Here is a 13,804-nt window from a genome sequence, read left to right as displayed (position 1 = left end):
CTTCTCTTGCAATACTGCTTCTACTGTTTTTTAAATTCTTCTATCCAGCTTTTTTGTTTGTCTGATAAATCATATGATCTCAGCAAGTCAGGTCTTCTTTCGAACGTTCGTTTTAAAGATTCTTTCTCACGCCACTCGTCAATTTTTGCATGATTTCCTGAGATTAATACATCTGGTACCTTCATTCCGCGAAATTCAGATGGACGTGTGTAATGAGGATGTTCTAGAAGCCCCGTGCTGAATGAGTCAAGAACAGGAGAGTCTTCATTGCCAAGTACATCAGGAAGCAGTCTGACGACACTGTCAGCAATGACCATTGAAGCAAGCTCTCCTCCAGTCAAAATAAAATCACCAATTGATATTTCATCGGTCACTAAATGCTCTCTTATTCTTTCGTCATATCCTTCATAATGACCGCAAATGAAAACTATGTGGTCTTCCTTTGCAAGCTCTTCTGCTTTTCGCTGGGTATATGTTTCGCCTTGTGGACATACAAGAATGATTTTAGGTGCGGCAGCTGTCTCTTTTTGAATATCTTCTACAGCATCAAAAATAGGCTGAGGTTTTAATACCATGCCTGCCCCGCCTCCATATGGATAATCATCTACGATTGCATGCTTATGATCTGAATAATCTCTGAAATTGGTAACTTTGAAGCTGACTGCTCCCTTTTCCTCTGCTTTCTTCAAGATGGAATTTCCGATAACACCATGAAACATTTCGGGAAAAAGAGTTAAAAAGTCAATTCTCATTCGTCAATAAGTCCTTCCATTAATGAAATAACAATTCGCTTTTCTTCAACATCAATTTCTTTGACAACATCATCAATAAACGGAATTAAAGCATCTTTTTTGTTTTTCCGTTTTACAATCCAGACATCATTCGCTCCCGTTTCAAGAATTTCGGTAATCGTTCCGAGTTCATCACCTTGATCTGTTACAACAAAACAGCCGATAATTTCATGAAAATAGTATTCTCCTTCATCAAGATCTGTCAGCTGATTTTCCGGAACCCTTATCACATAGTTTTTGTACTTTTCAACATCATTGATAGATCCTAAGCCCTCAAAACTAAGCAGATCAAATGTTTTATGAAAACGGTGTGTCTTTATTTTTACTTCGATAGGCTTGCTTTTTTCATTCTGAAAAAGATACAGAATGTTACCGACTTGATATCTTTCCTCAGGAAAATCAGTCGTAGATAATACTCTGACTTCCCCTTTTACTCCATGAGTATTCACAATTTTGCCCACATTAAACCATTTTTCTTCCATTACAATCACCTCTAGCGTATTTCTTCAACAATGCCGTCTCTGATAACGATTGTTTTTTCTTTCATCAGCTCATCCCAGCGGTCCCCGACATTTACCTCCAGAATAGCCCCGATCTCTTTTTCTTTCATTTCGCTGCCAAGCGGCAAAGTATGTACTTGCTGTATTTGAAAGTCGGCTATTTTTATTTTATCCATTCGTTTCGAAATTTCGCGCTGATATTGTTTGCGCATTTCTTCTGTTTGCATTGTTTTTTCTTTTTTCTTTAATTGAAAGGTGAGCTGATCAATTTCCCGTTCTAGCTGCTGTTTGTTTTGTAAGAAATGATTTAATAGCTTTTCCTTGCTTGTTTCTGTCAAAATTTGTTTGACAGTCACTGTTTGGAATATTTCCATCGCCATTCCCCCATTAAGCCAGTGTGCTCACAGCCGATTGTCTTCCCCTTCATTGTACAAAAAAAGAGGAGGTATAACCTCCCCTTTTTTCCTTAATCATTAATTTCCAGCTGAACTCTTTTTCTAGAGTTAGATCCTGCTGCGTATACAACAGTTCGAATCGCTTTCGCTATTCGACCATGTTTTCCAATCACCTTGCCGATATCATCTTGATGTAAGGATAACTCGTAGACAATTTGATGTTCACGTTCATTTTCCACAACAGTCACATCTTCAGGATGGTCAACAAGCGGCTTCACGATCGACTCGATTAACTCTTTCATCTCTTAGCCCTTACTTGCTGTGCTTAGCGTTATGGAATTTTTCCATAATGCCTTGGTTTGAGAACAAGTTGCGAACTGTGTCAGATGGTTTTGCACCATTTTGCATCCATTTAAGAGCAAGCTCTTCGTTGATGTCAACGATTGCCGGGTTAGCAACTGGATTGTAAGTTCCAACTGTTTCGATGAAGCGTCCATCACGTGGTGAACGAGAATCTGCAACTACGATACGATAGAAAGGAGATTTATTAGCTCCCATGCGTTTTAAACGAATTTTTACTGCCATTTTAAATAGCACCTCCGAAAATATTTCAACAAGATAGTATGATATCAATGAAAATCCACTTTGTAAAGTGTTTTTTCTTAACACCTAAAAATTGTTACATAAACGGAAACTTCATTCCGCCTTTTTTCTTTCCTTTTGACATGCTCGTCATCTGTTTCATCATCTTTTTCATGTCTTCAAATTGCTTGAGTAAACGGTTTACTTCCGGTACGGTTGTTCCGCTTCCTTTTGCAATTCTCTTTCTTCGGCCTGAGTTGATGATTTCTGGATGCTGTTTCTCTTCCTTTGTCATCGAACGGATGATAGCTTCAACAGAGCCGATCTGTTTTTCATCGACTTGAGCATTTTTTAAACCCTTCATTTTGCTGGCGCCGGGTATCATTCCCAAGAGTTCATCAAGCGGTCCCATATTGCGGACTTGCCCCAGCTGTTCAAGGAAATCGTCAAATGTAAACGACGCAGTCCTCATTTTCTGCTCAAGTTCTTTTGCTTTATCGGCATCTACATTCGCTTGAGCTTTTTCAATCAATGTCAGCACATCACCCATGCCTAGTATGCGTGAAGCCATTCTCTCAGGGTGAAATGCCTCGATTGCATCAAGTTTTTCGCCAAGGCCGACAAATTTTATTGGAGTCTGCGTAACAGCCCTGATCGACAGCGCCGCACCACCCCTTGTATCTCCGTCAAGCTTTGTTAAAACCACACCGGTTAATCCAAGCTGATCATTGAAGCTTTGAGCGACATTCACAGCATCCTGGCCTGTCATTGAATCAACAACAAGGAAGATTTCATCAGGCTTTGAAAGTTCTTTGACCTGCTGAAGCTCATCCATTAGCGTCTCATCAATGTGAAGGCGGCCAGCTGTATCAATCAGCACATAATCAAGGTGCTCCTGCTTGGCATGCTCAATTGCCTGTTTGGCAATCTCAACTGGACTCACTTGATCTCCAAGAGAAAAGACAGGCATGTTTAGCTGTTTGCCAAGTGTCTCAAGCTGCTTAATCGCAGCAGGACGGTAAATATCAGCAGCTACTAGCAATGGGCTGCGATTATGTTTCTTACGGAGCAGGTTCGCAAGCTTTCCTGAAGTCGTTGTTTTACCCGCACCCTGCAGCCCCACCATCATAATGACAGTAGGAGGACGATTTGCAACCGCAATCTTACTCTGTTCACCGCCCATTAAAGCTGTTAATTCTTCTTTAACAACTTTAATGACTTGCTGACCCGGAGTTAAGCTTGACATTACTTCCTGTCCAACAGCCCTTTCACTCACCTTTTTCACAAAGTCTTTTACGACTTTGAAGTTAACGTCTGCTTCAAGGAGTGCTAAGCGTACTTCACGCATCATTTCTTTTACATCAGATTCCGACACTTTGCCTTTGCCGCGGATTTTTGCGATTGTATTCTGCAGTCGGTCGGCTAATCCTTCAAACGCCATACATGCCGCCTCCTAATCTAATTTCTCCAGCGCCTCAAGCAGCGTCAAAAGGGAACGTCCCTGATCTGTCTCGAACGCTGCAGCTTTTAATTGTTCAATCAAACGTTGACGTTCTTGAAATTTTTGAAAAAGCAATAATTTATTTTCATATTGCTCTAACATAGCCTCAGTGCGTTTAATATTGTCATAAACAGCCTGCCGGCTAATATCGTACTCTTCAGCAATTTCACCTAAGGAGTAATCATCAAGATAATAAAGCGACATATAGCTTTTTTGCTTTGGTGTCAACAACGATTGATAAAAGTCAAACAGATAATTTACTCTCGTTGTTTTTTCAAGCATCACTCAGCTTCTCTCCTTTGTTAAGGGAATTGCCTTTACAAGTCATTAGTTTACAAGTTATTTAATTTGATGTCAAGTTTTTTTCTTGTCACACCGAAAAGCGGAATCGCCTGTTTAGCTCCGACAGGCACAAAAGGATCTGACAGAAAAGGCCGGGCTTGCCTTTACTGGCAGAGCCGTTGTGACCGAGGAGTTAGGCGATGGAGCTGGACAACACCGAAAAGCGGAACCGACTGATCAGACCCGACAGACAGATAAGAATTCACCCAGAAAGTCCGGGTTTGACTTTTTGGGGGAATTTGTTCTGACCGAGGGGCTAGGAGGTGGAGCTGGACAACACCGAAAAGCGGAACCGACTGATCAGACCCGACAGACAGATAAGAATTCACCCAGAAAGTCCGGGTTTGACTTTTTGGGGGAATTTGTTCTGACCGAGGGGCTAGGAGGTGGAGCTGGACAACACCATTTGGCAGATCAGAGGTAATCTGAAGAAAACACCATCTCGCAATACAAAGAGAACAATGCAGGATTTCCTGCATTGTTCTCTTCTATGCTTCCTCTACTAAATCAGCAAACAAACCGTACACATATTGTTCGGCATCAAATTCCATTAGGTCATCCATTTTTTCACCAAGTCCCACGAATTTAACAGGGATACTCAGCTCATTGCGAATCGCAAGAACTATACCGCCTTTTGCTGTACCATCAAGCTTAGTTAAGACAATGCCGGTTACTTCTGTGGCCTGTGAAAATTGTTTCGCCTGACTCATTGCATTTTGTCCTGTTGTCGCATCAAGAACAAGCATGACTTCGTGAGGAGCACCAGGAATTTCACGCTCGATCACACGCTTTACTTTTTCCAGTTCTTTCATTAGATTGACCTTATTTTGCAAGCGTCCGGCTGTATCACATAATAATACATCCACTTTTCTCGCCTTTGCTGCCTGAACAGCATCAAACATTACAGCTGCTGGATCAGAGCCGGCAGATTGTTTAATCACGTCAACGCCGACTCTCTCACTCCAAACCTCAAGCTGTTCAATTGCTCCTGCCCGGAATGTGTCACCTGCAGCCATAAGAACGGATTTGCCTTCGCTCTTTAGCTTATGAGCAAGTTTTCCGATTGTCGTTGTTTTCCCTACGCCGTTTACTCCTACAAACAGAATAACGTTCAGGCGGCCTTCTTGGAGGTCAATCTTTGGAGATTCAGCGTCTTCACCTTGATAAATTTCAACTAGTTTTTCTGAAATAACGGATTGCACTTCTTTTGAATCCTGAATGTTGCGGCGTTTTACTTCAGTTTTCAACTCATCAATCAATTCCATAACGGTTGAGACGCCAACATCTGCACCAATCAAGACTTCCTCAAGCTCTTCAAAAAAATCCTCATCTACTTTACGGTAGCGGGCGACAAGGTTATTCACTCGCTCAGAAATCGAGATTCTCGTTTTTGATAACCCTTCCTTAAACTTTTCCGGCGATGAATCCGGTTGCTGCTGCTGTGAAAATTTATCTTTCAATTTTTTAAAAAAACTCATTCAGCTTCTTCCTCTCATCCAGATTGAACAAACTCTTTCGTTTCTTCCAGGCGCACTGATACCATTTTGGAGACGCCAGATTCCTGCATCGTCACACCATACAGAACATCTGCATCTTCCATCGTTCCTTTACGGTGTGTAATGACAATGAATTGTGTATCTTTGCTGAATTTCTTTAGATACTGTGAAAATCTGTGAACATTCGCTTCATCCAGTGCTGCCTCTACTTCATCAAGAACACAAAATGGAACAGGACGCACTTTTAATATCGAGAACAGTAACGCGATAGCAGTCAGAGCTCGTTCTCCGCCAGATAAAAGTCCAAGGTTTTGAAGTTTTTTTCCGGGTGGCTGAGCAACAATATCAACGCCGGTATTCAGCAGATCAGCTGGGTCTGTCAATCTGAGTTCTGCTCGTCCGCCGCCAAATAAAGATTGGAAGACCGATTCAAAATGGGAGCGTATCTGGGTAAACGTATGGTGAAATCTCTTTTTCATTTCTTCATCCATTTCGCCAATGACCTGATAAAGTGTATCCTTGGCCTCTTGCAGATCATTCCGCTGATCAGTCAGGAAATAAAATCTCTCAGAAACCCTTTCATATTCATCAATTGCTCCCAAGTTTACAGTACCCAGCTCTTCAATCGCAAGCTTAATAAGCTTTACTCGCTTGCGTGCATCATTTACGTCAGTGTGAAGAATGTATTTCTCTTTTGCCGCTTCAAATGTCAGAAGGTATTCCTCCCGCAAATGATTCAGCCGATTGTCCAGTTCAACATCAAAACGATTTAACCTTACCTCTTCATCTTTTAATAAATCTGAAATCTGCTTATGCTGTCTTTTTAATTCCTTCACTTCTCTTTCAGAAATCTCTAATTGATCCTGCAGCTTTAAGCGGTGATTTCGTCTGACAGAGATAAGTTCAATTGTTTTATTTTTATCTTCCCGTTTTTTACGTGCGGATTCTTCAAGTTTTTCTTCTCCTGAAAAATTTGAATCCATCTCGCCATGGAGGAAATTCAGATCTTCACTTGCTTCAGTCAGCTTCTTTTGCTGATCTGAAAGTTCAAACGCTGTACGTTCTGCTTTTTCCTTCTGATTTTCAAGCGATTGTTTCTTGCTTGCCAAGACAACCTTCAAGTCAGTGATAGCATGCTGTACTTCTTCTTTTGAAGATTGCTGGGCTGTTTTTTGGGCAGATAAATCTGCAATAGCAATATCAAGCTTTTGCATGTTTACCTGTGTCTTGTCAAGCTGAACAGTCAGATCTTCTTTCCGCTTTAACATTCTGGCCTGTTCATCATGATATGATTCTCTTTCGGCATCATATAAGGTAAGATGATCATTCACATTCTTCTCGTTCATTTCCATTTCTCTTAGTTCAGAGCGGACAGATTGCGTGTCAATTCTTAGCTGTTCACCTTTTCCTCTGAGCTGATCAATGAGCAGCTCCTGGCTTGAAATGGAACCTTTGAGCGTTTTCACATCTTCTTCAAGCAGCCTTGTTTTTTCGCTCATCTCTTTAAATTGATGTTCAATCGTTTCCAATTCACGGCTGCGGCTCAAAAGGGAATTATTTTTTTGCTTTACAGCACCGCCAGTCATTGAACCGCCGGGATTAACAACATCCCCGCCAATCGTTACGAAACGAAACCGGTAGTTGAGAAGTTTAGCCAGCTCGTTTGCCCCTTTTAAATCCTCAGTGACAACGACCGTCCCGAGCAAATTAAATACAGCTTTGCGATAACGCGGGTTAAAGGAAACAAGATCTGAGGCTATCCCTTTAAATGCCCTGTGATTCCTTAGCATTTGCAGATCATGGGCAGAGACTGTCCGCTCCTTCATAACTGTTAGAGGCAAAAATGTTGCGCGCCCAAATGCATTCTTTTTCAAATAAGAAATAGCTGTTCTGGCAGCTTGTTCATCTTCTGTGACGACATGCTGTGCAGCGCCACCGAGAGCAATTTCAATTGCCGTCTCATACTGTTTTTCAGTCGATATCAGCTCAGCAATTGCACCATGAATGCCTTCAAGCTGATTACGCTGTTTAAGCACTTCTTTAACTCCCTGAAAGAATCCGGCATAATCCTCTTGCATGGTTTCGAGCATTTCTTTGCGCGATTTTGTCTGCTGTAAATATTGATACGCCTGATAGAGTGCAGTCTCTCTTTTTTGATAGGCCGCTTTATCTTTTTCCAGTTTCGACTGTCCGGCACGGAATGTTTTGATTTGGTCATCTAGTTGAGATTCTAATAGAGACAGCTTAGCTTCAAGTCTCCGTTTTTTCTCTTCAATCTCATTTCTCTCGGTTAGATACTTTTGATTTGCTTCTTTAAGGCGTCCGTTTTTTCTTGATTGCTGCTGAATTTGATCATCTATGTACGATATTTCATTTCTTGCTTGAGCCTGTCCATTTAACAGCTCGAAATATTCGCTTTTAAGAGATTCAATCTTTTCTTCAATATTTTGGTCATATGAAGAAAGGAGCGTTTGCTTTTCTTGAAGCTGCTGCTTAATATGGCTGACTTCCTGCTCAAGTGTTTCAAGTAATGCTGACTGAATCTTTTTTTCTTCCTCAAGCAATGCTGTGCGTTCTGAAGCTTCTTCAATCACTTTTTGAAGCTGAGCTTTATTTTGATGAGCATTTTTTTTACGCTCTTTCAGGACTTCTTTGCGGCCTTCAAGCTTTTCGAGGTCCTCGCTTACCAGCAGCAGCACTTGCTGAAGATCATTTATTGATTCATCTAAAGCGAGAGACTGATCTCTGGTCTGTTCGATTTCTGCTTCTTTTTTTTGAACAGCTGCAGCTAAGCCGCTTTCTTGCAGTTTGCCGTTTTCAACTGTCTTTGATAAAGACTCCCATTTTTTATGTAGTTCCTCAATTTCATAGACGGTCAGTGCTACTTCAATCTGCTCCAGCTCTTCTTTTTTCTCAAGAAAATCTTTTGCAATAGACGCCTGAATTTTTAGCGGCTCTACTTGCCCTTCAAGTTCATGAAGGATATCTTGAACCCGATTGAGGTTTTCCTGTGTTTCAGCTAATTTGAACTCTGCTTTTTTCTTGCGGGTTTTATATTTTAGAACACCAGCTGCTTCTTCAAAGATACTGCGTCTTTCTTCCGCTTTGCTGCTGAGTATTTCTTCTACTTTTCCTTGGCTGATGATCGAGAAAGCTTCTTTGCCAAGACCGGAATCCATAAAAAGATCAACGATGTCTTTTAGACGGCATGATTGATTATTAATGTAAAAATCACTGTCGCCTGATCGGTATACCCTTCTTGTTACAGATACTTCATGATAATCGATCGGCAAAAATTGATCCTCGTTATCAAGTGTTAACGTAACTTCCGCCATATTGACGCCTTTTCTGGAATCACTGCCCGCAAAAATAATGTCTTCCATTTTCGTTCCGCGAAGTGATTTTGCTGATTGCTCGCCAAGCACCCACCGGATTGCGTCTGTTATATTGCTTTTTCCGCTTCCGTTCGGCCCGACTACAGCGGTAACACCTTTTACAAAGTCTACGTTCACACGCTCTGCGAATGATTTAAATCCTACTATATCCAAACGTTTGAGGAACATTTAGGATCCTCCCCTGCTATTCTTTGAAATCAACCATATTCTATCATAATTTAGCTTCTGCTATTAGCATTTATTTGCAAACATAAAGAGAACCCCCTTGATATCGGGGGTCAATGAGTTTAATGAGGTTTTAATTTTGTTAATGCTTCTTGTGCGGCATGCTGTTCAGCCGCCTTTTTTGATTTGCCGTTTCCTGTGCCAAGTACTTCTCCATTAAGAGAGACAGTTGCCACAAACTCACGATTGTGAGCAGGGCCTTTCTCATGAAGAATTTTATATTCTAAAGAACCTTTACTGTCTCTTTGAACAAATTCCTGAAGCTGACTTTTGAAATCCATCACATGAGAAAAAGCACCATCATTAATTTTAGGAAAAACGCATTTTTCTAGAAAAGACACGACAGGATCCAGTCCTGAATCCAAATATAAAGCGCCGATAAAAGCTTCAAATACATCTGCCAAAAGAGCCGGTCTTGCTCTTCCGCCTGTCATTTCTTCACCCTTACCGAGCAGCACAAGCTTTCCAAATGATAATTCATTTGCAAATGCCACAAGCGATGGTTCACAGACAATCGCTGCCCGAACCTTTGTTAAATCGCCTTCGCTCATTGTCGGATATTTTTTAAATAAGAATTGAGAAATCGTTAATTCTAAAACCGCATCTCCTAAAAATTCCAGTCTTTCATTGTCCTCGTAAGGCTTTTTGCGATGCTCATTCACATAGGATGAATGTGTGAAGGCTTGATACAAAAGTCTTTCATTTTGGAACGTATGGCCAATCTGTTCTTGAAATTGTTTGAATTCTGCTTTTTTAACAAACGATCTTCTCTCTCTGTAATTCATCTTCGGCATAGGTACCTCCATCACTTAAACAACCGCATCTTCATATTAATTGTTTCCCCTTTCAATGTGAGTAAAAGGGATAAAGCCCCGTTTCTAAACGGGACTTTAAATGCAACATTACTGTTGACTTTGTATGTAGTTCACAGCGTCACCCACTGTTGCAATTGTTTCTGCATCTTCATCAGAAATCTCCATGTCGAACTCATCTTCAAGTTCCATTACAAGTTCTACTACATCAAGGGAATCCGCACCTAAATCGTCTTTAAAAGAAGCTTCCATTTTTACTTCAGCTTCGTCAACACCAAGACGGTCAACGATAATTTTCGTTACGCGAGCTAGTACATCTGCCATAACATTTCACCTCCCCTCAAAGTATTATAGTGTATATCCGCTTAAAAAACTAGCCGAAAAAACAGTGATTAGAGAGCATGTACGAAAATCTTTTTTTACATGACCATTCCGCCATCAATATGGATTGTTTGCCCCGTTATATAGCTGCTTTTATCAGAGGCTAAAAACGTGGCTGCGTTTGCGATATCATCAGGTTCTCCTAATCTTGCCAGAGGAATCTGCTTCAGCATCTCTGCTTTCACTTCTTCTGTCAGTTTATCCGTCATATCAGTTGTAATAAACCCTGGAGCAAGCGCATTTACTGTAATATTTCTAGAGGAAAGCTCTTTAGCAGCTGTTTTCGTTAGTCCAATGACACCAGCTTTTGCTGCCACGTAATTTGCCTGGCCTGCGTTGCCGCTGACTCCAACGATTGAAGCAATATTAATAATGCGGCCATAGCGCTGTTTCATCATTTGCCGCGTCGCTGCTTTCGTTGTGAGAAAAACGCCCTTAAGATTAATATTGATAACATCGTCCCATTCTGAATCCTTCATTCTCATCAGAAGATTATCTTTTGTAATACCTGCATTATTTATTAAAATATCCAGTCTTCCAAATCGCTCTACAGTTTCTTTAACCATTGCGGCAACAGCCACGCTGTCGCTCACATCAGCTTGAATGGCAAACGCTTCTCTTCCAAGAGCTTTAATTTCATCAACCACTTCATTTGCTTTCGCTTCACTGCCTGCGTAATTCACTGCCACGTTTGCGCCATTTCTTGCCAGATCAAGCGCAATTGCACGTCCAATGCCCCTTGATGCACCAGTAACTAACGCCACTTTGCCTTCAACCATTATTTGACCTCCTTAAGCTTTTCGATTGCAGCTTCTATTGATTCCAAATCAGATACTGCAATTACTGTTGCTTTGCGATCGATTTTTTTCACTAAACCGGAAAGTACTTTACCTGGTCCAATTTCTACGAAAGTTGTTACACCATTTGCGATCATTTCGTTAATCGACTGCTCCCATTGAACAGGTGAATATAATTGCTCGACCAGCAAATCCTTGATTTGATTACTGTCATTTACTTGCTTAGCGGTTACGTTTGCTACAACTGGAATGGCTGCATCATGAAGTTCCACTTCATCAAGAACACGTTTCAGCTTATCTGCAGCAGGCTTCATCAGCTCAGAGTGAAATGGGCCGCTCACATCAAGAGGAATCGCTCTTTTTGCACCCTTTTCTTTTGCTAGGGAAGAGGCCTTTTCAACACCTTCAGCCGTTCCTGAAATAACAATTTGTCCAGGGCAATTTAAATTCGCAAGCTGAACGGAAAACCCATCCATTGTGATTTTTTCAGTTACCTCGAGAAGATCCCCGGCACTCATGCCTAAAATCGCTGCCATTGCACCAACGCCGGCAGGAACTGCTTCATTCATATATTCTCCGCGTTTTCTGACAGCATAGACTGCATCTTCAAAGGAAAGTACTCCGCCTGCAACTAAAGCTGTATACTCTCCAAGACTGTGCCCAGCAACAAAATCAGGCTGAATTCCGGTTTCTTTAAATTTTTCCAGAACAGCAATACTCGCTGTCATCAATGCTGGCTGAGCATTGTAAGTGAGAGTCAATGTATCCTGAGGCCCTTCAAATATTAATTGTGAAAGACTGAACCCAAGTTTTTCATCCGCGCTGTTAAAAACCTTGCGTGAAGCTTCAACTCCATCAAATAAATCTTTTCCCATTCCTACAGTTTGGGATCCTTGTCCTGGAAAAATAAAGGCTAGTTTACTCATTATCTTTCTCCTCTCACGCTTTAACTGAGTTTGATTTATCGACTGTTTTCTGAATCGTTTGCGGCACATCATTGCTCACCATTTCACGCGCCTGTCGAATAGCGTTGTAAACGGCATTCGGATCTGAAGAGCCATGCGCTTTGATGACAGGAGCTTTTAAGCCAAATAATCCTGCTCCGCCATATTCTGAGTAATCCATTTTCACTTTAATTTCTTTCAGCTTAGGCTTAAGTACAGCAGCTGCCAGTTTAGATTGCAGATTGCTATATAAGGCTGATTTAAGCATTTTAAAAACAGAAAGGGCTGTGCCTTCAATTGTTTTCAAAGCTACATTTCCTGTAAAACCGTCGGTCACGACAACATCGGCGATTCCCTCCAGAAGATCTCTCGCTTCTACGTTCCCGACAAAGTTTAAATCTGAGTCTTTTAACAATTGAAAAGCCTGTTTTGTAAGCTCATTCCCCTTTTTGTCCTCTGTCCCGACATTAAGCAAGCCTACACGGGGGTTTTGCACACCGCGGACTTTTTCAACATAAATGGATCCCATCATTCCATATTGCAGCAAATGTTCCGGTTTTGCATCAACGTTAGCGCCTACATCCAGCATTAAAAACCCTGTTCCATCTAATGTCGGCAGCGTAGGAGATAGAGCCGGCCGTTCAATTCCCTCAATTCTGCCGACAATAAATAATCCAGCGGTCATTAACGCACCCGTGTTTCCGGCAGATATACATGCATCAGCTTGACCGTCCTTTACAGCATTCGCCATCAGCACCATTGAAGCATCTTTTTTTCTTCGGACTGCTCTGACAGGCTCATCTGTCGCTTCAATCACTGTATCTGTATGTACGATCGAAATTCTTTCTTTATTAGAAAGATGTTCCTTGATCAAATTTTCTTTTCCGTATAACGTAATCTCAATATCTTTAAAAAGAGAGACAGCTTTCATTGCACCTTCTACGATTGCTTTAGGGGCATTGTCTCCGCCCATTGCATCAATTGCGATTTTCATTGCTGAAACCTGCCTTTTTCATTGTTTTTGATCGATACATTTCAAATGTACCGGAGAAGACAACTTCGTTTCCTACATAGCTGTTCACTTCAACCGTCGTTCTTCCATTATCACTGTCTACTTTTGTTACTTTCGCTTTTGCAACGACTCTCTCTTTCTCTTTCACTTGCCTTGTAAAACGAATATTCGCTTTTGCAGTTAAGGCAAGCTCATCATCAATAACTGCTACTGCAAGTGAGTTTGCCTGAGCGAATAAATGATGTCCCCGGGCTATTTGATTTCGCACAAAAACATGCTCTTTCTTTACTTCAAAAATGGAGATTGCCGATGAATCAAGATCAAGATCAATAATTTCGCCGATCACTTCTTCAAGAGGAAGTGACCGCACCTCATCTTCAAGCTGTTTTACAGCTACATGCTTAATGCGCTCGCGCAGCTCTGGAATCGAAAGTTCTAAGCGGTCAAGCCTAATCGTCTGTATACTGACGTTAAATTTATCTGCTAGCTCTTCATCTGTAATAAATGGTGTTTCTGTTATAGTCTGCTGCAGCATTGATTGCCGCTCTTTTTTTGTTTTTCTCATTAATTTCGACACCGTCCGCACTCTTAAGACTAGGTACTAATAGTAGTATATAATCAAATAAAGCAG

Annotated in this window: 15 protein-coding genes; all 15 read right to left on the bottom strand. The window is 41.2% G+C overall.

Features of this window, described 5'->3' with window-relative positions; translation table 11 throughout:
- Window positions 1-20: 20 nt before the first annotated feature.
- Window positions 21-752, bottom strand: a complete 732-nt coding sequence (gene trmD, locus CYJ36_RS04695) for a tRNA (guanosine(37)-N1)-methyltransferase TrmD (RefSeq protein ID WP_101565245.1) — start codon at window positions 750-752, stop codon at window positions 21-23.
- On the bottom strand, window positions 749-1,273 hold the full coding sequence (rimM, locus tag CYJ36_RS04690) for a ribosome maturation factor RimM (protein WP_101565243.1): 525 nt from the start codon (window positions 1,271-1,273) through the stop codon (window positions 749-751). Before rimM ends, trmD begins: the two co-directional genes overlap by 4 nt.
- Window positions 1,274-1,284: 11 nt before the next feature.
- A complete protein-coding gene (locus tag CYJ36_RS04685; RefSeq protein ID WP_101565241.1) occupies window positions 1,285-1,665 on the bottom strand; it encodes a YlqD family protein in 381 nt (126 codons plus the stop codon).
- Between the two features lie 92 nt (window positions 1,666-1,757).
- Entirely contained in the window at window positions 1,758-1,988 is a 231-nt protein-coding gene (locus CYJ36_RS04680; RefSeq protein ID WP_101565239.1) for a KH domain-containing protein, read from the bottom strand.
- Window positions 1,989-1,998: 10 nt separating this feature from the next.
- Entirely contained in the window at window positions 1,999-2,271 is a 273-nt protein-coding gene (gene rpsP / locus CYJ36_RS04675) for a 30S ribosomal protein S16 (RefSeq protein WP_070877225.1), read from the bottom strand.
- A 94-nt stretch (window positions 2,272-2,365) separates the two neighbouring features.
- Window positions 2,366-3,709, bottom strand: coding sequence for a signal recognition particle protein (gene ffh, locus CYJ36_RS04670; RefSeq protein WP_101565237.1), 1,344 nt, complete (start codon window positions 3,707-3,709; stop codon window positions 2,366-2,368).
- Window positions 3,710-3,721: 12 nt separating this feature from the next.
- The gene (locus tag CYJ36_RS04665) at window positions 3,722-4,051 is read right to left on the bottom strand and encodes a putative DNA-binding protein (protein ID WP_101565692.1); all 330 of its coding nucleotides are present in this window, start codon (window positions 4,049-4,051) and stop codon (window positions 3,722-3,724) included.
- A gap of 548 nt (window positions 4,052-4,599) precedes the next feature.
- Complete coding sequence (gene ftsY, locus CYJ36_RS04655; RefSeq protein WP_101565233.1) at window positions 4,600-5,589, bottom strand: signal recognition particle-docking protein FtsY; 990 nt, start codon at window positions 5,587-5,589, stop codon at window positions 4,600-4,602.
- Between the two features lie 14 nt (window positions 5,590-5,603).
- On the bottom strand, window positions 5,604-9,170 hold the full coding sequence (gene smc, locus CYJ36_RS04650; RefSeq protein ID WP_101565231.1) for a chromosome segregation protein SMC: 3,567 nt from the start codon (window positions 9,168-9,170) through the stop codon (window positions 5,604-5,606).
- Between the two features lie 119 nt (window positions 9,171-9,289).
- Window positions 9,290-10,021 (bottom strand): ribonuclease III, encoded by a 732-nt coding sequence (gene rnc / locus CYJ36_RS04645; RefSeq protein WP_101565229.1) that lies wholly within the window; start codon window positions 10,019-10,021, stop codon window positions 9,290-9,292.
- A 108-nt stretch (window positions 10,022-10,129) separates the two neighbouring features.
- Window positions 10,130-10,363, bottom strand: a complete 234-nt coding sequence (gene acpP / locus CYJ36_RS04640; RefSeq protein WP_070879146.1) for an acyl carrier protein — start codon at window positions 10,361-10,363, stop codon at window positions 10,130-10,132.
- Between the two features lie 95 nt (window positions 10,364-10,458).
- On the bottom strand, window positions 10,459-11,199 hold the full coding sequence (gene fabG / locus CYJ36_RS04635; protein WP_101565227.1) for a 3-oxoacyl-[acyl-carrier-protein] reductase: 741 nt from the start codon (window positions 11,197-11,199) through the stop codon (window positions 10,459-10,461).
- Window positions 11,199-12,143 (bottom strand): ACP S-malonyltransferase, encoded by a 945-nt coding sequence (gene fabD, locus CYJ36_RS04630; RefSeq protein WP_101565225.1) that lies wholly within the window; start codon window positions 12,141-12,143, stop codon window positions 11,199-11,201. The genes fabG and fabD overlap by 1 nt, the downstream gene beginning before the upstream one ends.
- 13 nt (window positions 12,144-12,156) lie before the next feature.
- Entirely contained in the window at window positions 12,157-13,155 is a 999-nt protein-coding gene (gene plsX / locus CYJ36_RS04625) for a phosphate acyltransferase PlsX (RefSeq protein WP_101565223.1), read from the bottom strand.
- Window positions 13,139-13,738, bottom strand: coding sequence for a transcription factor FapR (gene fapR, locus CYJ36_RS04620; protein ID WP_101565690.1), 600 nt, complete (start codon window positions 13,736-13,738; stop codon window positions 13,139-13,141). Before fapR ends, plsX begins: the two co-directional genes overlap by 17 nt.
- Window positions 13,739-13,804: the final 66 nt, after the last annotated feature.

Origin of the sequence: Bacillus sp. UMB0893 (assembly GCF_002858905.1) — a bacterium.
Classification (GTDB): domain Bacteria; phylum Bacillota; class Bacilli; order Bacillales; family Bacillaceae; genus Bacillus_P.
The sequence above is the reverse complement of the archived record's forward strand: the minus strand, read 5'-3'. Positions and strand labels throughout refer to the sequence as shown.

Coding starts and splice junctions, on each gene's coding strand:
- trmD (WP_101565245.1), bottom strand. CDS start 752: ATGAGAATTGACTTTTTAACTCTTTTTCCCGAAATGTTTCATGGTGTT.
- rimM (WP_101565243.1), bottom strand. CDS start 1,273: ATGGAAGAAAAATGGTTTAATGTGGGCAAAATTGTGAATACTCATGGA.
- CYJ36_RS04685 (WP_101565241.1), bottom strand. CDS start 1,665: ATGGAAATATTCCAAACAGTGACTGTCAAACAAATTTTGACAGAAACA.
- CYJ36_RS04680 (WP_101565239.1), bottom strand. CDS start 1,988: ATGAAAGAGTTAATCGAGTCGATCGTGAAGCCGCTTGTTGACCATCCT.
- rpsP (WP_070877225.1), bottom strand. CDS start 2,271: ATGGCAGTAAAAATTCGTTTAAAACGCATGGGAGCTAATAAATCTCCT.
- ffh (WP_101565237.1), bottom strand. CDS start 3,709: ATGGCGTTTGAAGGATTAGCCGACCGACTGCAGAATACAATCGCAAAA.
- CYJ36_RS04665 (WP_101565692.1), bottom strand. CDS start 4,051: ATGCTTGAAAAAACAACGAGAGTAAATTATCTGTTTGACTTTTATCAA.
- ftsY (WP_101565233.1), bottom strand. CDS start 5,589: ATGAGTTTTTTTAAAAAATTGAAAGATAAATTTTCACAGCAGCAGCAA.
- smc (WP_101565231.1), bottom strand. CDS start 9,170: ATGTTCCTCAAACGTTTGGATATAGTAGGATTTAAATCATTCGCAGAG.
- rnc (WP_101565229.1), bottom strand. CDS start 10,021: ATGCCGAAGATGAATTACAGAGAGAGAAGATCGTTTGTTAAAAAAGCA.
- acpP (WP_070879146.1), bottom strand. CDS start 10,363: ATGGCAGATGTACTAGCTCGCGTAACGAAAATTATCGTTGACCGTCTT.
- fabG (WP_101565227.1), bottom strand. CDS start 11,199: ATGGTTGAAGGCAAAGTGGCGTTAGTTACTGGTGCATCAAGGGGCATT.
- fabD (WP_101565225.1), bottom strand. CDS start 12,143: ATGAGTAAACTAGCCTTTATTTTTCCAGGACAAGGATCCCAAACTGTA.
- plsX (WP_101565223.1), bottom strand. CDS start 13,155: ATGAAAATCGCAATTGATGCAATGGGCGGAGACAATGCCCCTAAAGCA.
- fapR (WP_101565690.1), bottom strand. CDS start 13,738: ATGAGAAAAACAAAAAAAGAGCGGCAATCAATGCTGCAGCAGACTATA.